Source organism: Collinsella sp. AF08-23 (assembly GCF_003479805.1).
In the GTDB taxonomy this organism is placed as follows: domain Bacteria; phylum Actinomycetota; class Coriobacteriia; order Coriobacteriales; family Coriobacteriaceae; genus Collinsella.
Map to the genome: position 1 here is coordinate 91,184 of NZ_QUHV01000003.1, position 20,980 is coordinate 112,163.

The following is a 20,980-nucleotide window of genomic DNA, read 5'->3' on the forward strand; positions in this document are numbered from 1 at the left end:
CGGCGATCTTTTGACAAAGCGGGCAGAATGTCGAAATTGACGCGTTTCAATCGCGTTTTTTTCGACATTCTGCCCGCAGTGCGTTGGGAGCGGGGTCGTGTCGCCGTACCGTCTCCTGGCACCCCCCGATTTTTCGGAGGGGGTGCATGCGCGTCTCTGCGTTGCTTGGCCTACTTGACGACGAATAGCTCCCACTGCAAGCCAGGGCCCGAGCGTTTTTTGAGCGTGACCTCGATGGGTTCGATGCTGTTCGCATGTTGAACGCGCAAGGGGAAGACGACTCGGGCTCGCGTGCCCGTTATGAGTTCGAGCGTGCGGGCGCGGGCATAGTCCTCTGCGAGAAGTGTGAAGACATCGGTGCCGTAGGGGAGCAACTCGCAAAGGTCCGCGATGCGTTCGCTGGGAAAATACACCTCGCTGGAGAGGTTGGTGGGGTAGCTTGCGAGGACCTCAGGCGAGGGCGCGGGATTTCTCGTCTCCGGAGTCGCCTCAAGCACTATCTCGGGCTCTGCTGGGGCGGCGACGCTTGATTGTGCGGAAGAGGAGGACGGCAGCTGCGTCGGAGCTTCGACGACATCGGGCAACGCCTCGAATTGCGCAGGGTCCTCGGCAGGTGCGGGAACGGTGCTTTCGGGCGTCTCAGTGCGCACCGGGGAAGGTGCGGGCGCGATGGGGTGTGACTGGATGGTCGTCTCGCGGTCAATCCCGTTGTAGGGGTCGTAGACCACGGTGAGCGATATCGCGGGCCTTGGGCCATCGGGGGACGTATCGTCGACACCCGGCGCTGCCGCCTCCCGGGCTGCTGGCTGTTCAGGCTCTGTGTCCGCATCGGGTGCGCTGGACGGCTCGATAGCGTCGGATGGCGCACCGGAGTCGGATGGCGCGCTCGAGCCGCTTGACGTGTCATGGAAAGACGGCGCGGTGCGTCCGGGAGCGGCAACGCTCTCCGGTGCTGAAGCGGGTTCAGGCTGAAGACCGGATGGCAGCTCGCCATCCGCCTGCGCCGATTCGCACTCGAGCTCCGGCTCCTGTGCGGGCACGGGCTTCGGTTCGGGCTCCGGGCGCTTTGCGCGTTTGGGGCGCACCGGCTTGAGCGTCTTGTCGGCCTTCTTGCGTTTCCACGGTTTGCCGGAAGATTCTCCCGCAGTCTTTTTGCCATCCGTCGCCTCAAATGCGGCGAGCGCCTCGTCCCATGTGGGCTGGGCAATGATGGTCGCGTAGATTCTGCCACCCTTGAAAATGGTCAACTTGACGAACACCTCAAGCGCTTCGAGTAAGTCGCGCGTCGAATCAAATCCCAAGTCATCAGCGGTCATCTGATCGGATGCGAGGGCCTCCTCCACGGCGGGGAGAAACGTCTGCCTCCCACACCCGAGTTCTTGGGACAGAAGGCGATACAGGTATATAAGGTTGTTCGCAGTTAGGTTTGCGGAGGATTTCGCTCGTGCCATGGTGGCCTCTTTCAATCGATTGCGCTCACCATGGTAGCATCATGCGCCGGCGTTCACCTCGGTGCCGTTATCGGTTGACTGCGTCCCTGCTCCATTTGAGCTATCAGATGAGGACCCGTCTGTGTTGCCGTCACTGGAGTCCGAGCTCGTTGAGCCACCGGAGTTTGTATTGGAGTTCGACGAATCGCCAGTGCCTGTGCTTCCCGTGCCCGACGTGGAGCCCGATCCCGATGTGGCATCGGTGCTGGACGTGGCGCTGCCATTTGTCGTGTCGTTGCCGTCTTGCGTTGCTTGCGGGGCTGACGTCGAAGGCGTCGTCGGGGCAACTTCATCCGCGGGATTTGTCGGCGGCTGATCGGTGGACGTTGAGGCACCGAACACGGATGGCGTCTTCGTGCCCAGGCCCTCTCCCGCGGTGGCGAGCATGACGGCGCCTGCGCTGATCACGACGGCCAGAACGGCAATGAGAATTGATGCAAAGGTCACCTTTCGCTTGGACGCGCTTCGCTCTGCGGCTGCCCTTGCCTGCAGCTTGGTAGGCGCGATGCGGATATGCGGGGTGCGGGTGTCTTCGTGCGCCGCTTCGGGGCTCATGTTCGTCGTTGACGAGGCGGCGCTGGTCCCGTAGGCGTCGAGCGTATCGAGGACGCGCTCTTGCGCTTGGTAGGCTCGCATCGCTTGTTTTGCCTTGAGCTTTCGCGCACTCGTGTCGAGTGCGTTGCGATAGAGCTGGGAGCACACGACGGTCACCACGGAACTCACGGCTGCGCCGATGACGGACCCCGCGATGCCGATTTTTGATGAGAGGAGCATGGAGGTCACGGCGGCCGCCGCCGCGGCGATGATTTGCGCGACAGAGATGCCGTCGAGGAGCCCCTTGCGCAGCGCGATGGGCTGCGTCGCCCCGATGTGCGTGTCGGGTGAGCCCAGGTACGCGCTATACGGACTGCGGGTGGTCTGTTCTGTATCGTTTGAAGTCATAGGGTACACCTCTCGTGATCGCTCACGAGATTCTCGTACCCATGCGCGCGCAATACCACCCCGTCGCGCAAAGCAACGCAAAGTCCTAACAGACGAGGAAACCCTGTGAAGGTTGTCGAATGTGACTAGCGGTTGGCCTTGAGCTTGGCAAACAGCGTGGGCGCCGTCCCGCGGACCCATTCGATGAACATGCCGGATAGCAGGCAGAGCGTCGCGCTGTTCATGCGATAGGGGATGAGCATGACACGCATCTTCGCACTACGGGGTCGAGCCGCCCTAAGGGAGGGGCGCACCGCCGGCGAGCTCAGCATCTCTTTGACCTTCGCGCGTTTTTGGGAGAACGACTTGGGGTTCTTTGGGGAGCATTCGTTGGCCACGCAGCCGACGAGACGCTCGATGTACCGACGGCTCACCATCTCGTCGGCGTTTGCGTCGTCCTCCATGTTCCAGTGGCGGTACAGCTCACGCATCCAGTCGTTTTCCGTCTCGCGCTTCTCGAACACGCCGTCGCGGTAACGGGCGGTTTCCGAGTCGGCGCGGCGACGGAAGAAGCGGTACAGGGGCTCGCTCGTCATGCTGACGCTCTGGACATCCCTGATGTAATCAAGCACAAAGGGGAAGTCGTCCCAAAAAACGTCGCGATAGCGGATGCCGAGCTCATTGAGGCGGCTGGCGAGGAACATCTTATTCCACGGTGGATAGAACATGTTGTTGTCGAACAGCGCGGGCGAGGCGCGATGGAAATCCTCCGCCGTTGCATAAGTCGCATCCGGAACCTGCTTGACCTCAACATAGGTATCGTCACCGGAGTCATCGCCATTGCCGTATCCCGTGGTAGTGACGATTTCGAAGCCGCAGACCGCGAGATCGCAGTGATCTCGCTCCATGATGGAGGCAAGGTGCTCGAGCATGGTGGGGGCGCACTCGTCGTCGGCGTCCACGAAAACGAGGTAGCGTCCGCGCGCCCGGTCGATCGCGAGGTTGCGCGCCGTAGGGGCCCCGCCGTTTGGGACATGGAGGGCGGTGAGGCGCGGGTCCTGCAGGGCCATGCGATCGAGAATCGCCCCCGTTTCGTCGTGCGATCCGTCGTCAACGACGATGACCTCAATGTCTGTGAGGGTCTGGTCCAGGACGGAGCGAACGGCCGCCTCGACGTACGCCTCGACGTTGTAGGCGGGAATGATGACAGATACCAGGGGATTCGCCTCGTTCGTGGCGATGGCGGGGGATGAATCGGCGGTCACGGATGCTCCTTAGGAGATGTGCTGGGTCTTGGCTGGATGACGATGGAGGCCGGCGCGCTCGCAGGCGAAGAACATGCCGTTCTCCCGCCAGGAATACAAGAGTTCGCGGATCATGGCCATGCGATACGTCATCGCTTTGCCAATGTCTCCGTTTTGATGTGTGGCATCGAGATAGCGTTGCTTTGCCGCTGGCGACACATCGTCGAGTGAGAGCGCGATGTCGAGGGGTATGGCGCCGAGCACGCACTCGAGGAGCTTGGTAACCTCGGGATCGCGCGCCTCGGGAGTATTCCACAGATGCGACGCGTAGCGAAAACCGATGCTCGCAAGTGAGGTGAGGACACCTTCGTCCGTCGCCCAGCGGCTCTGAGCGACCTCCTCCGCCATTTGCAGCCAGCGTGTGAGCGAGAGGGTGGGCGCCTTGGTGACGCTGCTCGACCCCGGCCGATCCTCGCGATAGCAATACCACGCATCGTCGGTGAACGCTATGCGGTCCGCCTGGCACATGGCTCGCATTACGAAGGGGTTGTCCACCCATCCCGCGCCCGGCGCCTCGATGAATCGCGTGCCCGTTGATGTGAGGAAGTCACGACGGTAGATCGCCGACCACACCGAAGGGTGCCAGCGGACAAGCAGGGGAGATTCTCCCAGGTTGGTGCAGCCCCGCCTCCAGGTGCGCACGCCGCGGTGACGCAGCAGGGAGCCCCATATGCGCTGCTGCGGGGTATCGGGCATCCAGACGCGCTTATAGGTTGATTTGACGATGTCGGGCATATCGCTCGCCTCGGCAATGGCGTAGAGCTCGCCGAAGAGGTCTCCGGCAAGGTAGTCGTCGGGCTCGACGATGCCGACGTACATGCCATCGGACTCATCGAAGCCCCTGTTGACTGCAGCGCCGTACCCGCCATTGGGCTTGGTCACGATGGAGACATCGGGCAGGTGCGGATCGCTTTCGGCGCGTTGCGCGAAGGCCTCGGCAATGGCGAGGCTCCCATCGGTGGAGCCATCGTTGACGATGACGACTTGCAGCTGCTTTCCGAGCGAAGAGCGTATGGAATCGAGGCACTGTGCGAGGTAGTGCTCCACGTTGTACACCGGCACCGCAACCGATACCAAGTGGCCTGTAGTGCCTTGTGCGCTGCTCACGAGGGTGTGCCGTCCTTTAACGCGTAGGGGCATGAACGCCTTATATCCTACCGCAAGGAGGCCGACTTCCCAAAGCGCGCGGTCGGCCTGCGCATGGACGCGGACGAAAAAGCCGCGGGTCGGAGAAAGCCCGGCCCGCGGCGAAGAGGGTGGAGGTTATGGGGTCTACGCGCGCGTGATGAACGCCTTGTAGCCCTTGTAGGCCTCGAAGATGTCGGCCTTGTTGGTGGCCTCCCACAGGGCGTGCATGGACAGGACGGCAACGCCGGAGTCGATGACGTCCATACCGTACTCGGCGAGGATGTAGGCGATCGTGCCGCCGCCGCCGGCACCGATGCGCCCGAGCTCGCAGGTCTGGTAGTCGACGCCCGCCTCGTCCATGATGTCGCGGATGAGGGCGAAGTACTCGGCGTCCGCATCGTTGGAGCCACCCTTGCCGCGGCTTCCGGTGTACTTGTTGAAGCACAGGCCGTGGCCCATGATGGCGGCGTTCTTCTTCTCGAAGCGGTCGGCGTAGAGGTGGTCGAAGCCCGCGGAGACGTCGGAGCTGAGCATGCGGGAGTTCGCGAGCGCGCGGCGCAGGGCCAACGGTCCGTCCTCGCCGGCGAGCGCCATGATCTCGGCGATGGCGTTCTCGAAGAAGCGGCTGGTCATACCGGAAGCGCCCACGCTCCCGATCTCCTCCTTGTCAACGAGCAGGGTGACGCTCGTGGTTTCGACCTGGGGCACGTCGAGCTGGGCAGCAAGGGACGTGTAGGCGCACACGCGGTCGTCCTGGCCGTGGCCGAGGATCATCGAACGGTCGAAGCCCATCTCGCGGGCGGGACCGGCGGGAACGACCTCGATCTCGGCGGAGAGGAAGTCCTCCTCGTCGATGTCGTACTTCTCCTTGATGATGTCGAGGAACATCTGCTTGACGGGCTCCTTGGCCTCCTCGTCGCCCTCGATCACCACGGGGCGGCCGCCCACGATGACATCGAGGTTCTCGTGGTCGACCGCCTTGCCCGCGGGCTTCTCCATCTGCTCGCTCGCGAGGTGGATGAGCAGGTCGGAGATACAGAACACGGGGTCGTCGGCGTCCTCGCCCACGGCGATCTCGACGGTCATGCCGTCCTTCTTGCAGATGACGCCGTGAAGCGCCAGCGGCGTGGCGACCCAGTGGTAGGCCTTGACGCCGCCGTAGTAGTGCGTGTCGAGGTAGGCCATGTCGCCGGCCTCGTACAGGGGGTTCTGCTTGAGGTCCAGGCGCGGGGAGTCGATGTGGGCACCGAGGATGTTCAAGCCCTGCTCCATGGGACGGGTGCCCAAGTTGACGAGCATGAGCGTTTTGTTGTGACTGACGGCGTAGACCTTGTCCCCAGCCTTGAGCTCGCGGCCCTCGGCGACGCAGGCGGCGAGGTCGACGTAACCTGCAGCCTCGGCGAGCTGGATGGAGGCGGTCACGCACTCGCGCTCGGTCTTGTTCTCGCTGATGAAGGCGCGGTACTTGCCGCAGAGGTCCTCGAGCTCGGCGAGGGCCGCATCATCATATTTCTTCCAAGCGTTCGGTCGCTCCATGAAGAGCTCCTTTCGATCGTCCAGATATATCCTCAGTTATGGTAGCACGGAGGGAACGGGCAAGCGGCGTTGCGCGCGTTCAGCGGTGCGCATTTGAAGCAGCGGTTGGCGGGTGCGTGATAAAGGCAAAAACACGGGCGGAACCGATTGGGTTCCGCCCGTGGGCTTACACGCTCTGCAGCGATGCATTGAAAGATGTGGGAACGTTGAAGTTCGTCGAGTCGTTCGCTAGATGCGGTTCATCTCGGAAAGCGTGTTGTTGTACCAGTTGAACCAATTGGGCGGGCAGTACTTCTTGGCACCCGCGACGCTGATCGTGTAGCCGTACCCACGGGCGAGGCCGGCGACATGCGCATCAATGGCCTCCTCCCAGCTGCCCCAGCTGGAGCTGCCCCAACCCCAAGCGTTGTAGGGAAGGAAGCAGTGACGCCCCTTGGAGCTTTCCGTGTTGGAGATGGCAGGGGAGAAGCGCGGGTCGACGCCATACTTCCACGCGGCGTTGGCAAACGTCGTTCCCTGGCCTTCGAGCGGCGATCCGGCAAGATACGCGTCGATGCGGGGGGCCCACTCTGCAATGAAGGACGCCTGATCGGTGTCCCAGCTCACGGCACCGTTGTCGGGGGTCGTGACATTTCCGGGAGTCGTGTTGGAACCGGCTTCGTTTTGAGCGGCCTCTGCGGCGGCCTGCTGGAGCGCGGCGAGCTCGGCGGCAGCCTCGGCGTCCGCCTTCGCCTGTGCAGCCTCGCGCAGGCTCTGCGCCTCGGAGAGGGCCTCTTCGGCGGACTGCTTCTCGGTCTCAGCTTGGGCCTTGGCAGTGCTCAGCTTGGTCTTCTCTGCCTCAAGCTCTGCCTGCATGTCGTTGAGCTCCTGCAGGGCCTCGATGTTGGCGTCCTTGACCTGATCCAGGTACTTCATGCCGGAGATGAATTCATCAAGGCTCTGCGTGTTGAGGACAAAACTCATCAGCGGATTGGAGCCCTTGCTGTGCTTGTACATCTCGCGCATGGCGCGACTCGCCTTCGCTTGGGCGTCGGGGAGTTTTTCCTCGAGCTCGGCGATACGCGCCTCGTTGTCGGTGATCTTCGCCTGCAGCTCTTCGAGGTTCTTGTTAGCCTCGTCGAAAGCTGCTGCGGTCTCTTCGACTTTCTTTTGGGTCTCGGTGAGCGTGGCTGCGGTTTCGGTGGTGATTGCTCTTGCCGGGACGGGGAGGAGCACGCTTGCGGCGAGCGCAGCCGTGATGCCGGCGCCGGTGATGAGGCGGCGGGTGCGGCTGGTGCGCCACGTGGCGTGCAGGCTAGGAGTTGCGTCCATGTGCTTCCTCGTCTTGTCTGCTTACCATTTGACAAAAAGCATAGTAGCACTAGGTTCGAGTTCAACTTGAACGTTAGAGAATGTTTAAGGTTCAAGTTGAAGGTTGAGGCTTCAGCTACCTGCGGCAATGATGAAATATGGAGCAACTTTGGAGTTTCAAGTTCACCTTTAAGGTGAGGGTTCACGCCAGGTTTTAGCCGCGTCCGCCGTCGAGGAACTTGCGGCGGCTGAAGTAGTTGTACCAGGTGACGAAGAAGGTCGAGATGAGCTTCATCGCCATGGTTCCCATGTTGAGCAGGCCGACGCCGATGAACATGTACAGGTCATTGAGGCCCAGGCCGATGGCTGAGAGGATCGCGAAGATCGTGAACTCACGCTTTCGGCTCATGTCCTCCTTGTGGGAGAACACGAATTTCATGGACAAGATGTAGTTCACCACGATCGAGATGGCGAACGAGAGGGTCGTCGCCAGGAGGTAGCCCATTTCCAAGATGTTGAGGAAGTAGCCGAGGAACAGGTACTCCACCGCTAGAGAGGCGAACCCCACGACGGCGAACTTCATGAATTGGCGGGTCTGCGGATGTGCGAAGGCTGCGCGCAAAACATCACTTCCTGAGAGCGACGGTTAAAGCACCATGAGTACGGTGAGCGCGGGAAACTATACGTCTTCGGTAAGCGGATTGTAAGGCTTTGCACAATAAGCATACGAATGCGCCCACCGATTGCATGGGTCGGTGGGCGATGTGGTTTGGTCGGTGGATGGCGTTATGGGGCGATTGGCCTTTCGGTACGGCTCAGGCAAACGGGACGGAGGGGGGACGTGATTTTAAGCTTGGGTACCGTCAAGGAAGATTTTGCGCGTGATGAAGTTGTACATCATGACAAGGGCTGTTGCGGCGATCTTTGCGAGGTTCGCCTCGAGCGCCAGGCCCTTGTTGAGAGCGACCACGATGCCGTCGTTGAGCAGCAGGCCCACGACGGACAAGACGACGAAGATGACGAACTCGCGGCGCCTGCTCATGCCCTCGCGATGCTCGAACACGAACTTCATGCTCGCGAGATAGTTGAAGATGAGCGAGATGACGAAGCCCGCGGTGTTGGCGATGAGGATGTCGAGTTGCAGGCCGTAATGCAGCAGGTTCATCACGCCGAAGTCGATCACGGTTGCGATAACGCCGACGACGCCGAATTTGGCGAGTTGCGTAAGAAGGGTTTTCATGCGGCTCCTGGCTTGGGGATGATGGGGTCCGCTCGGAGAGATGCGCCGGTGGGGTCGACGGTTACGCGCGGACCTTCACGACGATCTTGCGGACATGTGTGGGCTCGATGAGGGTGCAACCGGGTTTATGGGCGTCTTCGGGAGCAAAGATGGCCAGCTCTCCCGCGTGCAGCGCGATTGACGTGACGGGTTCCGGTGTTTTGAGCAGGCAGTAATCGTCCACCGCGTCATATGCCTGAACGGTCGCGAGACCGTCTGCGGTCGCGTACTGGAGCATCTCCTCGCCGCTTGCCATGTACTGGACATCATAGTAGTCGTGATGCGCCTCGAGCTCTTTCTCGGCTGCGGGGACCGTGTCGTATTCGAGCACGTTGGCGTACACCTCATCGCCGTCAATCCCGTTGCGGCCCAGGGGGAGGTCGCAGAGGTCGGGACGCGCGAGGAAGGCATATGCCTTGCGGAAACGTTCGGAAAGGTAATCGTTGTCGGTGATGGATGAGAGAGGCGTGACGAGCATGGTGGATCCTTTCGCAAGTTGACGATGGGACAATGGTGCATCGGGTAGGCTGCGGCACGGGGTAGACAAAGGGACCACTCCCGACGCGTGAGTCGAGCGACTTGGTTCACGGCCGCGGAGCGGTTCTACTGGGGGTCCGGGTACCTCCGGGTGTCCCTGGCGATTCCCTCTGGGCGGCTGTGGGGGGGGTATTACCGGCGCTTACCCTTAAAGAACAGCGGCAGCGGTCTCGGGCGCTTGCGTCCGCTCGTGGTTGCCTTGGCGATGAGCTCGTCGGGGATGGGGACGTCGGCTCGCGCGCTCTCGAGCGGGTTGACGTCGGCGGCAGCGACGGGGTCCATAACGGGGACTTCGGGCTTGACTTCCGCCTCGCGGTACCGGCGCATCATATCGGCCTGCAGCTGTTGTGCCGAGGGTGGCGTCCAGATGACGGCGTTGGCACCCGCCTGCACCGTCTCGCGAACCGACAGGGACGAGCGTCCGCCGGAGGCGATGAGGGGCAGGTTCGGGTACGCCTCGCGCAGCTCGCGCAAGACGGCGGGCGTGTCTTTGCCGGCGGCGACGTTCAGGATCTTCGCGCCCGCCTTGACCTTGGCGTGCGCGATGGCGTCACAGCGCACGACGGTGGCTATGACGGGGATGTCGATGATGGCGCAGATCTGCTCGATCATCTCGGGCGGTGCGGGGGAGTTGACCACCACGCCGGCCGCGCCCTGCATCTCGGAGACCGCGGCCAGCTGCACGGCGCGCTTGCCGGTGGTGGTGCCGCCGCCCACGCCCACGAACACGGGTGCCTCGGAGGCGGTGAGCAGCGCCTGCGTGATGGCCGGCTGCGCGGTGAAGGGGTACACCGCGAAGATGGCGTCGGCATTGGAGTTGCGGATGACCGCGACGTCCGTGGTATAGAGCAGTGATTTGATGCGACGCCCGAACAAGGTGAAGCCGCCGCACTCCTCGAGCTCGTCGGGCACGCGCAGCGGGGCCTTGCGCAGACGGCCCTCGATGGGGGAGGGCTCCATGGGCAGGAGGCCACCCGGTGTCACGGCAAGTTCGGGCTCGGAGAACTCGTCTGCCAACTCGACCTCGGAGAAGTCGATAGTCGCCTCGATGGTCTCGGGAACCTCGGCACTGACCGCGATGGGTCCATCGACGGCGTCCCCCGGCTCCAGATCCTCAGCGCGCTCTTCGCGTTCGATCGCGGGCACCGTGGGCATGACGGCATCGGGCCGGGGGTCCGGTGCGATACGGGGGGCGTCGGCGCCCGGTTTTGTTTCAGTCATGAGAGCTCCCTCAGGAGAGAAGGATATACGATGCACAATTGTACCCGCACGCGAGGGGCCAAAACGCCTCGACGTGCATACATCGCGTCTCCATTCCTTTGCGGATTCGGTTGTCTTGCGGGTGTTTCTCGCCAATCTGCTATGCTGAACCGAATGCGGTATCGTCAGCGTGACCGACGGCAAAATGGAAAGGAACGGTGCCCGACATGACTGTTCTCGATATCTTGGTGCCCGTTCTCATGGTCATCGGCGCCATCGCCGTCGTGGCGCTCGTCTACTTGGTTTTCACCATGCTCAAAGACCGTGGTGAACGCCGTCGCGACGACCAGCTCATGGACGAATTGCGCTCTAAGCGCTCCTGAGCGACACGGACGACTACGCCTCGCGGTTACCTGCGAGGCTTTTTTCGTATGACGGCGACGTAAAAGCCCTCGAACAGCCGGCTCGGCGCGATGGTCAGCGTTCCGGGCAGTGCGTTCGAGTGCGGAAGCACGGGCAAGGCGCAAGGCCCGTGCGTCGCCTGGTCGAGCACGATGGGGCGCGGCCCGTCCTGGGCATCCGAGGAGGGCTTCTCGAATAAGATGGGCACGACTTCGCAATCCCGATGACGTTTGAGGGCGCCGCGCACCTGTTCGTCGTTTTCCTCCGCGAGAATCGAGCATGTGGAGTAGACGAGCGTACCGTCGGGCTTGAGGATGGTGAGCGCACGGTCGAGGAGCGCCCGCTGGGATTTGACGACTTTGGCGAGCAGCTGGCGCGTCATGCGCTTCTCGGCGCGTTCATCGCCTGCCCGAAGCGTGCCCGTGCCCGTGCACGGGGCGTCGAGCAGGATTTGGTCGAAACTGAAGAACTCATCGAGGCGCCGCGCGTCCGTTCTCATGACGTTCACGTTCGCGGCTCCGAGTTTTTCGAGGTTGTGCACGAGCTTGTCGGCGCGTGGGCTGCTCATCTCACAGGCGGTGAGGTGCGCGGCGTTGCCCGTAAGTGCGGCGATCTGTGCGGTTTTACCGCCCGGCGCGGCGCACATGTCAAGGACGTCGGTGCCGGGACGAGGCCCCATCAGCAGCGGCGGCAGCATGGATGAGAGGCTCTGCAGGTACACATGCCCGTCTCGATAGATGTCGAGGTCCCAAATGTCGCGCTCGCGCACATCGTCCAAAACGAGCGCGTCGGCATACCAGGGCACTCGTCTGTATGTGAAGCCACTCGCCTCAAGCACGGTACAGACCTCGCCGATCGAGGACTTGAGCGTATTGGCGCGCAGTGTGACGGGGCGTTCGCGGGCCTCGTCGAAGCCCGTCAGAACGCGGGCGCGGGTCTGCTCATCGAGGAGGTCAATCAGTTCCATAGGGGTCTCCTGCCATACGGCGCGCATCGCGCGCGAACGGGGTGGTGGCAGACACCATCATACGTTGAGATGGACGGCTTTAGAAGATGAACCCGAGGGCGATAATCGCGGCGCAAAAGACAAAGGCCATGGCGTCGGCGGCTCGCAACGGGTACCGCTTGTAGGAGCTTTCGCGCGTGCGGAGGTAGAATCCGCGCTGCTCCGCCGCAAGGGCGGTCGCGTCGGTCTTGCCCACGGAGGTTACGAGCAGAGGAATGCAGACGGGAAGCATGAGCGACATTTTCTTGAAGGGGTTCCTGGTGTCGAATTCCACGCCGCGTGCCGTCTGCGCTTCCATGATGGCGTTCATCTCCTGCGTGAAGATGGGGACGAACCTAAGCGCGGTCGTGAAGGTGAACGCGTACTTGTAGGGGACGTGCAGCACCTCGACGCATGCGTTGGCGAGATCGGTGAGCTTGGTCACGGTGAGGACGAGCACGAGCGGCAGCGCGACGCCAACGAGGCGCAGGCATGCCCGCCCTCCGGTCGCGAGTCCCTCGGTCGTTGCGAAGAGTAGCACCTGATCGCCTCCGCGCACGAAGGCGAGTTGCAAGATGAGCATGAGCAGCGCGATGGGCGTAAGCACCTTGAGCAGGGACACCAGGCGGGTGATGACGCCGGCGTATGCGCCGAGGGCGAGGGTCAGCATGAGGAGGCCCACGAGCATCGCCCAGCTTTGGGAGAGGAACGTCGCGAGGATGATGGACGCGGCGAGGGCAAGTTTACTTACCGGGTTCATGCGATGCAGCAGGCTCGCGCCAGGGACGTAATCAATGACGTTAAGCACGGTGCTTCAACTCCTTTACGCGCGCGACGAGATCGGAGACCTCGGTGATGCCCGCGAACGATGGGTCGACGATGTCCGCGAGGCGTTCGGAGAGGTCGATTACCTGTGGCGGCGTGATGCTCGCCTGTTCGAGCAGGTCCGATTGGGTGAACAGGCGGTGTGTGGGCCCGCAGTCGAGGATGCGTCCCTGCGCCATGATGGCGATGCGCGTCGCGAAGTCGCTCACGACCTCCATGTCGTGGCAGATCATGATGACCGCTGCGCCCATATGGGCGCGCTTCCGAACCGTTTCCATGACCGTCATGCACTCGCGGTAATCGAGGCCGCTCGTGGGCTCATCGAGGATGATGAGTTCGGGATCGAGCACAACGACGCCGGCGAGGGCGACCATTTGTCGCTGCCCGCGCGATAGGGAGAAAGGCGCGGATTGGGCGGGGAGGCCGAACCGCTCGATCACGGCGTCCGCGCGCTCGCGCGCCGTGGTGGTGTCGACGCCGTGCAGCTCAAGGCCGAAGGAGACTTCTTCGAGCACGGTGTTGCGGCATAGCTGCCGATCGGGATTTTGGAAGAGCGTCGCCACATGGGTGGCAAGCGTGCTCACGGGGGTCGAACGTGTGTCGAGTCCGGCGATTCGGACGCTACCCGAGACGGGCTTGAGCAGGCCGTTCAGCAGCTTAGTGAGCGTCGTCTTGCCGGCCCCGTTTTGCCCCACGACCCCCAAGATCTCACCGGGGCGCACCGTGAGGTCGATGTCGTCGACGGAGGCGCAGCCCGCGCCATAGGAAAAGCTGACGCCCTCGAGCTCGACGATGGGGGCCGTTCCGCGTGATGCGCACGCACCCGTCTCCCGAGCGTCGTGAGGCGCGTACGATCGAGTGCGCATGTCGCTGGTGGGCGCGGTGCGTCCGTCCAGCGCCTGCATGACGAGTGCCTGCGCCTCGTCGACGGTAAGTGCGGGGCGCTCGACTTCGACGAGGCCGAGCGATGCGAGGCTGTTGGAGATGCGGGCGGTTCGCGGGCTGTCGACGCCGATCGCGCGCAGCTCGTCCGAGTGGCCGAACACGTCGTGCGGTGTGCCGTCGAGGGCGACGGAGCCGTTGTCGAGCACGATGATGCGATCGCAGTACTCCGCAAGCAGCGCGACCATCTGCTCGATGACGACCACGGTGACACCGGTGAGGCGCTGGGCCTCCCGCAGCACGTCGAAAACCGCTCGGGAGCTGATGGGGTCGAGGGCGGCGGTGGGCTCATCGAGGACGAGGACGCGCGGGGCGAGCGCCAGAATCGCGGCGATGGCGACCTTCTGTTTTTGCCCACCAGAAAGTGAGGCAATCTCTCGTTCACGCAGTTCGGCGATGCCAACCGCGCTCAGTGCGTCCGTGAGGCGCTGTTCGATCTGGTCGCGGGGCACGTCGAAGTTCTCGAGACCGAACAGGATCTCGTCCTCAACGACCGAGGCGACCATCTGGGCGTCGATGTCTTGGAGCACGGAGCCCACAATCGTCGCGATGTCGGTGAGGGACGCCTCGCAGGTATCGAGCCCGGCGACGCGAGTTTCCCCGTACAAACGCCCCGTATAGTGATGGGGGATTGCTCCGGACAGCACGCTCGCGAGCGTCGACTTGCCGGCGCCGGAGGGTCCGATGACGCCCACGAACCCGCCTTCTTCGATGGTAAGGTTCAGGTCTTTGAGCGCGAGTGATTCTGTTTGCCCGTAGGCGAACGACACCTCGCGTAACTCGATGATCGCGGCCATGAGATCCCTTCTGCGCGTGGGGAGGTGGGTGGATGGTCGATGCGGTGCGAAAACGACCGAAGGCCCGCCGCGAGGACGAGCCTTCGACATCATATCGCGAGTAGGACTAGTCGTTCAGGCCGAGTGCCTTCCTCACGGGGAGGCAGAGGGCTCCGACAAGGATGGCGTTGAACACCGCGGTGAGGGCGATGACGGGCATCATGACGGCGGCGAGCTCGGTGGCGAAGCCCATCATGGCCATCTTGATGACCATGAAGATGAAGCCGGAAAGGAAGGTGGTGACGAACGTGCCGACGGTGGGGATGATCGCCTTGGCACCGGTACTCATACCGGCGTTCACAATGAGGGCCATGACGACGGCGGCGACGCCCTCGGCGACGAAGTCAATGCCGGGGGAGGTGGTGGTGACCTGGATCACCGCGGCGGAGATGAGGCCGATGACGAGCGCCTGCAGGAGGTTCGGACGGACGATGAGGATTGTGAGGCAGAAGGCGGAGATGATGAATTCGGGGGCGATGGCGCCACCGGACACCGCGGATATGGCCTTGCCGACGGTGAAGTTGAGGATGAAGCCGGCGGCAAGCAAGACGGCGAGGAGCACAAGGCTCTTGATGTCGAGGCCGCCGCGGTCGACGGCGTTGACGGTGCGGGCGGAACCGGTGGGCTGAGTGTTCTGGGACATGATGTTCTCCTTGCTGAGTGAGATGGCGGTAATCGTCGATGAAGTGGATGTTCGAGTACTGAGGGTGCATGACACGAAGGGGCACGAAAAAGGCCCCCGGTCAAACCGGAGGCCCCGTATACCTTCTATGGCATAAGCGTGTGAGGACTCACCGTTGACCGGCCGAAGACGCGTCATGCCACCACCAGTTGTTGAGGGAGAGGGCGATGTTCTTCTTCATGGTGATGGCTCCTTTCGGTTCCTTGAGGTGCTGAGTATGGTTGGCACTATAGCACAGTGGAGTGCCAGCGCAACATGGAGAGCGGAACTGTTTCGTGTCCGTTACGGGCCGTTCGCCGGGGACCGCCGCGGGCCGATGACATCCGGCGCTCGGGCAGTCCTGCTCGCACGAAGGGCCCACTGGGCCCTTCGGCTTGTGCGGAACTCGCGGCGGACGTCATCGGCCCGCGGCGGTCCCCGGCGAACTCTTGCTACAACTTAGCGAAGTCGTCCACGATGAGATCGAGGCATTGGGGTAGCACGCGCGCGCCGAACACGCCCGTGTTGTTGTGGATGAGCTCGCCGTCGAACTCCATGCCGAGCGAGGGGGTGCAGGTGATGCGTGCCTCCTTTGCCTGGAAAAGCGTGAATTGCGGACGGCCGAGTCCCTTGCCGGTGGGGTCGAGCACGCCGGCGATCAGCGTGGGTAGCAGCTCGACGGTCTTGGCGGGCTGAATGACGGCGATGTCTATGAGGCCATCGTCCATGCGGCAGTCGGGGAATAGGTTGATCTCGTTTTGGATGAGGGCGGTGTTGCCGACCATACAGCCGATGCCGTCGAGCTCATCGACCTCACCGTCGTGCTCGATGGTGAAGTGGGCGACGGTGGGAGCGGGCGTGGCGAGGGCAGAGAGGAAGTAGGCGATCTCGCCCATCTCGGACTTGGTGGCGTCTGCCTTGTGCATGATATCGGCGTCGAATCCCGTGCCCGCGATGATGATGAAGCCGTGTCGCTGTACGCCGCCCTCGGCGTCCTCCCAGAACAGCTCGCCCATGTCCACGCGTTTGGTTCTGCCCGCACGGCAGGCCTGTGCGAGCGCCGCGGGCTCGGGTGCGTTGCCGATGTTGTTGAAGTAGAGGTTTGCGGTGCCCGAGGGGAAGATCAAGATGGGCACGTGCGTGTCGCGTAGATGGTCAAGCACGTTGGAGACGGTGCCATCGCCGCCCGATACGACCACGCGGTCGAACGAGCGGACATCCGCGGAAGCGTCTGCGGGCTCCATGCCGTCGCCGATGAAGCGCATCGTGACCTCGTCGCCGCCCTGCGCAAGCGCTCGTGCGAAGTCGAAGATCTCGTCCGATCGCGGGCCGGACGCGGGGTTGTGGATGATGAGGCAACGCATGGGAGTTCCCTGTTCTCACGAGTGCGGGTATAGTTAGAGAATGACGTAATCCTACCCGTGTCGCGTACGGGTAATCTCCAACTTGGGACGCAGATGTACATCTCCACATATGAGGAATTGGCCGCGTTTTGCGGACGCTCCCGCGGGTTCGCCGCGGTGGCGATCGATACCGAGTTCCTGCGTGAGCGCACGTACCACGCCAAGCTCTGCCTGGTGCAGGTCGCCACGCCCGAGGAATGCGCGGTCATCGACCCGCTCGCCATCGAGGACTTGGCCCCCCTCGCCGATCTCATGGTCGACGTCGATACGCTCAAGGTCTTCCATGCTTGCTCGCAAGACATGGAAGTGCTCAACCACGCGCTCGGCGTATGCCCGACGCCGATCTTCGACACACAGGTCGCCGCCGGGTTCCTCGGCGAGCGCGCGCAATGCTCGTACCACAATCTCGTGCATTCGTTTTGCGATGTCTCGCTTCCCAAAACCGAGTCGCTCACCGATTGGTCGCGCCGCCCGCTCACGCCCCAACAGGTCGAATACGCCATCGACGATGTGCGCTACCTCATCGACGCGTATCGCGTGATCGAGTCCAAGCTTCATTCGCTGGGCCGCACCGCATGGGTGCACGACGAGATCAGGCCCCTGGCGGATCCCGCGCATTACCGCAGCGACCCGCGTTCAGCCTTCAAGCGCGTCAAGCGCGTCAACTCCTGCACGCGCCGTCAACTGGCGGTTGCCCGCGAGCTCGCCGCGTGGCGCGAGCAGCGCGCCGAGACGCGGGACATTCCCCGCAAGTGGATTATGTCCGATGAGGTCCTTCTCGCCCTGTGCAAGCGCGCTCCCAAGACCGTCGAGGACTTCCGCGCCGTTCGCGGTACCGAGCAGCTCAGTGTACGCGATGTCGAGGTCGCCCTCGACGCGATTGGCCGGGGACGGCGCTGTCCTGTGGAGAACCTCCCGTCCATCGGTCGCACGCACCGCACGCCCGCGCCCGAGCTCGAGAGCGTCATCGACCTCATGTACGCGCTCATCCGCTTGGTTTCGGACCGCTCGGGCGTCGCGACCTCGCTCATCATCTCGCGTGACGGCCTGCTCGACTATATCGACCATCCGCAGCGCAGCCCCTTGCGCGAGGGGTGGCGCTTCGAGCTCGTGGGCACGCTCATCGATGACTTGCTGCGGGGCGATATCGGGCTCACCGTCAAGGACGGGGCGCTCGAGATTCTGTAAGACTCATGTGAAGGTGAGGGGAGCGGGCGTGATCAAGGCCGCGTTTTTCGATATCGATGGAACGCTCGTAGGGTTCAAGACGCATAGGGTCGCCGAGAGCACCTGGCGGGCGATTGAACGCATGCGCGAGCGGGGCATAAAGGTCATCATTGCGAGCGGACGTTCCATGTCCGAGATGCAAGATGAGCTCAAGGGCAGGTTCGATGCGTATGTGACCATGAACGGCCAGCTGTGCTTTGATGCCGAGGGAACGTATCGCGACGCGCACATCGATGATGGGGACGTGCGCGTGCTCGTCGAGCAGGCGCGCGAGGGCTTGTACGACCTGTATGTGATGCAGGGCGTCCGTTCATTCGTCAACCATCGCGGGCCGCTCGTTGAGGAGCTTGGGCGTCAGGTTGGCCTCGAGTACGAACTGGGGTCCCTTGACATGGCGTTCGAGTTGCCGGTGTATCAGTTCAACGTGTTCGGCGGTCCCGAGGTCGAGGATGTGTTCCTCTCGAAGACCGAGCACGTGGTGGCGACGCGTTGGAACAAGCTGTTCTGCGACGTCATCCCCGCCGAAGGCGGCAAGGACTACGGCGTGCGCGCCACGCTGGAACGTTACGATATTGCGCCGGAGGAGGCAGTGGCGTTCGGCGACGGCGAGAACGACCTGTCGATGTTCGACGTGGTGGGAACGAGCGTCGCGATGGGCAACGCCTGGGATATCGTGAAGGAGCGCGCGAGCCACATCACGACGGACGTCGATGACGATGGCATTTGGAACGCCTGCGCCGAGCTGAGGCTCGTCTAGGTCGATTGTGGGTGTAGATGCGCGGGTCGGAATATTGAACGTACTTCGATGTCTCGAGTCGCGCTCAGCTCGGCAAAAGGCCAGTTGATGGAAAAGAGCGGCAACTCAAGTCAGTTCAATTTTTCGCTTTACTCGGATACCGGGGCGGCGCAGTGCGGGCACAGGCCCTCGAACACCATGATGTGCGAGTCGATGGCGAACCCCGTTGCCTGCGACGCGGCCGCATCGAGGGAGGCGTCGTAGGCAAGAGGCGCGTCCGCGACGACACCGCAGGATCGACAGACGACATGACCGTGGCTGTCGCAGCGGCGGTCAAAGCGCATGGCGCCCGGAGCCTTCACGGTGGCGATGACGCCTGTCTCGGCAAGGAGATTGAGGTTGCGATAGACGGTGCCCCGACTCACGCGCTCATCGATGGTGCGAACATCGAGAAAGATGTCTTCGGCGGTGGGGTGATCGCACCGTGCGCGCACGGCGTCGAGAACCAATTGGCGCTGGCGCGTGTTGCGTCGCAGCGTCGGTCGTTGTGAGCGTGGCTGTGAGTCCATGGGGCCTCCCTTCCGTTACTAAACTCATAACATTTCAACAGAAGGAAGGTTGCAAGACAAGTGCTCGTGCCGGACGCTTTAAAATGATGGTGAAGTTGTGATACTTAATAGAGCACGTCAAAGGCATTGTTGTGGGGAATGGTAGGCAGCTCATTGGCGTCTTCGAGCCATATTCGATTGCCAAAACGCGCATAGTAGGCATGGATGCGCTCGAGATGGGCGACCAGGGCGCGCGGAGCTCCCTGGATTTCCATTTGCACGGTGCCGTCGGGCAGGTTCTTGACCCATCCCACTAGATGCCGCTCTTGCGCGAGGCTCTGGTTGGTCCAGCGAAACCCCACGCCCTGCACGTCGCCGCTGAACAGCAGCGCAAAGCGAAGTACGGTGGTGCATGCTTCGGCACGCCGCCCGAGTTCCTCGCGAAGGCCATCCTCGCATGGGCTCAAGCGTCCGGCGCTTTTCACGTCGGTGTCCGAAGGGCCCGTCGCCCGGGAAAACTCCCGTGCATGTCCCATCATCTTTTCAAAGAGCCCCATTGCCGCCTCCTTACTCGTCTGCGGGGAACGCCACACCCATCGTGCGCCGTGCCTCATCCATAAGCGCGAGGGATGCGAGCGTCACCTCATGGAAATGCGCGAGCATCCCAAAGGGACCACAGGGAGCCTCGGCCAAGGGAGTTCCCGCCTGCGTGGCACCGACTGCCTCGATGAAGTCGGCGAGTTCGTAGATCATGGTGTTGTCCGCATGCGGCAGCTCGATCTCGCGCGTGGAGGTCTGCGCACTCGAGTATCCGACGGTGTCTGCCGCGGCCTTTATCACGCGCATCTCCAGATATGCGCGTTCGGGCGCGGAGATACCCTCGATGACAAGGGTGCCGAGCTCGCCCTCAATTTGGCTGGGTGAGCAGTCGTTGGTGATCTTCGAGTGATGCAGCGTGGCGATCATGTTCGGATAGCTCGCCACGATGACGCCCGCACCGTCGATGGGGCCGCCGGTGCGGGCGCGGGTTTGCTCGTCAAGTAGGGATGCGGCGGCGCAGGCGGAGATTGGAGCGCCGAACAGCTCGATAAGCGGCTCGACGGTGTAGATGCCGATGTCCATGAGCGAACCGGACGCCATTGAGCAATCGAAGATATTTGTGCGTCGACCGGCAAGCACCTCGTCGTAGCGCGAGGAGTATTTGCCAAAGCGCAGGGTTGCGCGGCGGATGGTGCCGAGCTCGTCCAGGGCGTTCTTGAGGGCATGGAAGGCGGGATCGTGCAGGGGCCGCATGGCCTCAAGCGCCACGACTCCCGCGCGTCCGGCCGCCTCGAGGACCTCGCGGACTTGGCGTTCGTTGGCGCAGAAGGGCTTCTCGACCAGGACATGCTTGCCGCCCGCGATGCAGGCGAGTGCCTGGTGGTGGTGCAGCGCGTTGGGGCTGCCAATGTAGACCGCATCGACCTCGTCGCTTGCGGCCAACTCATCGAGTGAGGTAAAGGGGCAGGTTCCGCGGTGCTTTGCTGTGAAGGCGGCGGCGCGCTCGGCATCGCGTGAGAGCGTGCCCACGAACTCGACGCCATCGACCTGAGCGAGTGCCATAAGCAAGTTCTCGGTAATGGAGCTGGTCCCGATGGTGGCAAGGCGGATCATGACAGGTCCTTTCCGCGGCGGTTTTCGATGCGTTTATTGTAGACAAACTACAAGGGCTTCTCGCTCGTCGGTCGGGC

The 20,980-nt window shown here is 62.8% G+C and carries 21 protein-coding genes; 3 read left to right on the top strand and 18 right to left on the bottom strand.

Translation table 11 applies throughout. The features are described from left to right. Positions 1–170 precede the first annotated feature (170 nt). From DWV48_RS02685 to DWV48_RS02730, 10 genes are all read right to left on the bottom strand, one after another. A complete protein-coding gene (locus tag DWV48_RS02685; protein ID WP_118653205.1) occupies positions 171–1,451 on the bottom strand; it encodes a hypothetical protein in 1,281 nt (426 codons plus the stop codon). A gap of 39 nt (positions 1,452–1,490) precedes the next feature. Continuing rightward, positions 1,491–2,432: a hypothetical protein gene (locus tag DWV48_RS02690; protein ID WP_118653207.1), complete on the bottom strand. Its 942-nt coding sequence runs from the start codon at positions 2,430–2,432 to the stop codon at positions 1,491–1,493. 125 nt (positions 2,433–2,557) lie between these two features. Further along, positions 2,558–3,676 (bottom strand): glycosyltransferase, encoded by a 1,119-nt coding sequence (locus DWV48_RS02695; protein ID WP_118653209.1) that lies wholly within the window; start codon positions 3,674–3,676, stop codon positions 2,558–2,560. Between the two features lie 9 nt (positions 3,677–3,685). Next, positions 3,686–4,822, bottom strand: a complete 1,137-nt coding sequence (locus DWV48_RS02700; RefSeq protein ID WP_158574801.1) for a glycosyltransferase — start codon at positions 4,820–4,822, stop codon at positions 3,686–3,688. A 165-nt stretch (positions 4,823–4,987) separates the two neighbouring features. After that, positions 4,988–6,379, bottom strand: a complete 1,392-nt coding sequence (locus DWV48_RS02705; protein WP_118653213.1) for an aminopeptidase — start codon at positions 6,377–6,379, stop codon at positions 4,988–4,990. Positions 6,380–6,607: 228 nt separating this feature from the next. After that, positions 6,608–7,690, bottom strand: coding sequence for a hypothetical protein (locus DWV48_RS02710; RefSeq protein WP_118653215.1), 1,083 nt, complete (start codon positions 7,688–7,690; stop codon positions 6,608–6,610). Between the two features lie 193 nt (positions 7,691–7,883). Continuing rightward, entirely contained in the window at positions 7,884–8,252 is a 369-nt protein-coding gene (locus DWV48_RS02715) for a GtrA family protein (RefSeq protein ID WP_199588870.1), read from the bottom strand. 264 nt (positions 8,253–8,516) lie between these two features. Continuing rightward, complete coding sequence (locus DWV48_RS02720; RefSeq protein ID WP_118653219.1) at positions 8,517–8,909, bottom strand: GtrA family protein; 393 nt, start codon at positions 8,907–8,909, stop codon at positions 8,517–8,519. Between the two features lie 61 nt (positions 8,910–8,970). After that, the gene (locus tag DWV48_RS02725) at positions 8,971–9,426 is read right to left on the bottom strand and encodes a YhcH/YjgK/YiaL family protein (protein ID WP_118653221.1); all 456 of its coding nucleotides are present in this window, start codon (positions 9,424–9,426) and stop codon (positions 8,971–8,973) included. A 191-nt stretch (positions 9,427–9,617) separates the two neighbouring features. Then, complete coding sequence (locus DWV48_RS02730; RefSeq protein WP_118653223.1) at positions 9,618–10,706, bottom strand: hypothetical protein; 1,089 nt, start codon at positions 10,704–10,706, stop codon at positions 9,618–9,620. Positions 10,707–10,912: 206 nt separating this feature from the next. Here DWV48_RS02730 and DWV48_RS09140 point away from each other — a divergent pair, with 206 nt between their 5' ends. Then, complete coding sequence (locus tag DWV48_RS09140) at positions 10,913–11,068, top strand: hypothetical protein (protein ID WP_158574802.1); 156 nt, start codon at positions 10,913–10,915, stop codon at positions 11,066–11,068. A gap of 26 nt (positions 11,069–11,094) precedes the next feature. On the opposite strand, the gene DWV48_RS02735 is transcribed toward DWV48_RS09140, so the two are convergent. From DWV48_RS02735 to DWV48_RS02755, 5 genes are all read right to left on the bottom strand, one after another. Continuing rightward, entirely contained in the window at positions 11,095–12,054 is a 960-nt protein-coding gene (locus tag DWV48_RS02735; protein ID WP_118653225.1) for an RsmB/NOP family class I SAM-dependent RNA methyltransferase, read from the bottom strand. A 79-nt stretch (positions 12,055–12,133) separates the two neighbouring features. Continuing rightward, on the bottom strand, positions 12,134–12,880 hold the full coding sequence (locus tag DWV48_RS02740) for an energy-coupling factor transporter transmembrane protein EcfT (RefSeq protein ID WP_118653227.1): 747 nt from the start codon (positions 12,878–12,880) through the stop codon (positions 12,134–12,136). Beyond that, on the bottom strand, positions 12,873–14,636 hold the full coding sequence (locus DWV48_RS02745) for an ABC transporter ATP-binding protein (RefSeq protein WP_118653229.1): 1,764 nt from the start codon (positions 14,634–14,636) through the stop codon (positions 12,873–12,875). The genes DWV48_RS02740 and DWV48_RS02745 overlap by 8 nt, the downstream gene beginning before the upstream one ends. A gap of 106 nt (positions 14,637–14,742) precedes the next feature. Further along, the gene (locus DWV48_RS02750) at positions 14,743–15,318 is read right to left on the bottom strand and encodes a hypothetical protein (protein ID WP_118653231.1); all 576 of its coding nucleotides are present in this window, start codon (positions 15,316–15,318) and stop codon (positions 14,743–14,745) included. 470 nt (positions 15,319–15,788) lie between these two features. Further along, positions 15,789–16,700: a diacylglycerol kinase family protein gene (locus tag DWV48_RS02755; RefSeq protein ID WP_118653233.1), complete on the bottom strand. Its 912-nt coding sequence runs from the start codon at positions 16,698–16,700 to the stop codon at positions 15,789–15,791. Positions 16,701–16,793: 93 nt separating this feature from the next. Here DWV48_RS02755 and rnd point away from each other — a divergent pair, with 93 nt between their 5' ends. Both rnd and DWV48_RS02765 read left to right on the top strand, forming a co-directional pair. Further along, a complete protein-coding gene (rnd, locus tag DWV48_RS02760; protein WP_118653235.1) occupies positions 16,794–17,927 on the top strand; it encodes a ribonuclease D in 1,134 nt (377 codons plus the stop codon). A 28-nt stretch (positions 17,928–17,955) separates the two neighbouring features. Continuing rightward, positions 17,956–18,723: a Cof-type HAD-IIB family hydrolase gene (locus tag DWV48_RS02765; RefSeq protein WP_199588872.1), complete on the top strand. Its 768-nt coding sequence runs from the start codon at positions 17,956–17,958 to the stop codon at positions 18,721–18,723. Positions 18,724–18,851: 128 nt separating this feature from the next. On the opposite strand, the gene DWV48_RS02770 is transcribed toward DWV48_RS02765, so the two are convergent. The 3 genes from DWV48_RS02770 to DWV48_RS02780 all read right to left on the bottom strand — a co-directional run bounded on the left by DWV48_RS02770 (position 18,852) and on the right by DWV48_RS02780 (position 20,903). Further along, positions 18,852–19,271: a transcriptional repressor gene (locus tag DWV48_RS02770; RefSeq protein WP_118653239.1), complete on the bottom strand. Its 420-nt coding sequence runs from the start codon at positions 19,269–19,271 to the stop codon at positions 18,852–18,854. Positions 19,272–19,375: 104 nt separating this feature from the next. Continuing rightward, positions 19,376–19,807, bottom strand: a complete 432-nt coding sequence (locus DWV48_RS02775; RefSeq protein WP_118653241.1) for an acylphosphatase — start codon at positions 19,805–19,807, stop codon at positions 19,376–19,378. A gap of 10 nt (positions 19,808–19,817) precedes the next feature. Then, complete coding sequence (locus DWV48_RS02780; RefSeq protein WP_118653243.1) at positions 19,818–20,903, bottom strand: Gfo/Idh/MocA family protein; 1,086 nt, start codon at positions 20,901–20,903, stop codon at positions 19,818–19,820. Between the last annotated feature and the right edge of the window lie 77 nt (positions 20,904–20,980).

What these genes read in the sequence shown, in the direction of transcription:
- DWV48_RS02685 (WP_118653205.1), bottom strand. Translation starts at nt 1,451, where the DNA reads ATGGCACGAGCGAAATCCTCCGCAAACCTAACTGCGAACAACCTTATA.
- DWV48_RS02690 (WP_118653207.1), bottom strand. Translation starts at nt 2,432, where the DNA reads ATGACTTCAAACGATACAGAACAGACCACCCGCAGTCCGTATAGCGCG.
- DWV48_RS02705 (WP_118653213.1), bottom strand. Translation starts at nt 6,379, where the DNA reads ATGGAGCGACCGAACGCTTGGAAGAAATATGATGATGCGGCCCTCGCC.
- DWV48_RS02710 (WP_118653215.1), bottom strand. Translation starts at nt 7,690, where the DNA reads ATGGACGCAACTCCTAGCCTGCACGCCACGTGGCGCACCAGCCGCACC.
- DWV48_RS02715 (WP_199588870.1), bottom strand. Translation starts at nt 8,252, where the DNA reads ATGAAGTTCGCCGTCGTGGGGTTCGCCTCTCTAGCGGTGGAGTACCTG.
- DWV48_RS02720 (WP_118653219.1), bottom strand. Translation starts at nt 8,909, where the DNA reads ATGAAAACCCTTCTTACGCAACTCGCCAAATTCGGCGTCGTCGGCGTT.
- DWV48_RS02725 (WP_118653221.1), bottom strand. Translation starts at nt 9,426, where the DNA reads ATGCTCGTCACGCCTCTCTCATCCATCACCGACAACGATTACCTTTCC.
- DWV48_RS02730 (WP_118653223.1), bottom strand. Translation starts at nt 10,706, where the DNA reads ATGACTGAAACAAAACCGGGCGCCGACGCCCCCCGTATCGCACCGGAC.
- DWV48_RS09140 (WP_158574802.1), top strand. Translation starts at nt 10,913, where the DNA reads ATGACTGTTCTCGATATCTTGGTGCCCGTTCTCATGGTCATCGGCGCC.
- DWV48_RS02735 (WP_118653225.1), bottom strand. Translation starts at nt 12,054, where the DNA reads ATGGAACTGATTGACCTCCTCGATGAGCAGACCCGCGCCCGCGTTCTG.
- DWV48_RS02745 (WP_118653229.1), bottom strand. Translation starts at nt 14,636, where the DNA reads ATGGCCGCGATCATCGAGTTACGCGAGGTGTCGTTCGCCTACGGGCAA.
- DWV48_RS02750 (WP_118653231.1), bottom strand. Translation starts at nt 15,318, where the DNA reads ATGTCCCAGAACACTCAGCCCACCGGTTCCGCCCGCACCGTCAACGCC.
- DWV48_RS02755 (WP_118653233.1), bottom strand. Translation starts at nt 16,700, where the DNA reads ATGCGTTGCCTCATCATCCACAACCCCGCGTCCGGCCCGCGATCGGAC.
- rnd (WP_118653235.1), top strand. Translation starts at nt 16,794, where the DNA reads ATGTACATCTCCACATATGAGGAATTGGCCGCGTTTTGCGGACGCTCC.
- DWV48_RS02770 (WP_118653239.1), bottom strand. Translation starts at nt 19,271, where the DNA reads ATGGACTCACAGCCACGCTCACAACGACCGACGCTGCGACGCAACACG.
- DWV48_RS02775 (WP_118653241.1), bottom strand. Translation starts at nt 19,807, where the DNA reads ATGGGGCTCTTTGAAAAGATGATGGGACATGCACGGGAGTTTTCCCGG.
- DWV48_RS02780 (WP_118653243.1), bottom strand. Translation starts at nt 20,903, where the DNA reads ATGATCCGCCTTGCCACCATCGGGACCAGCTCCATTACCGAGAACTTG.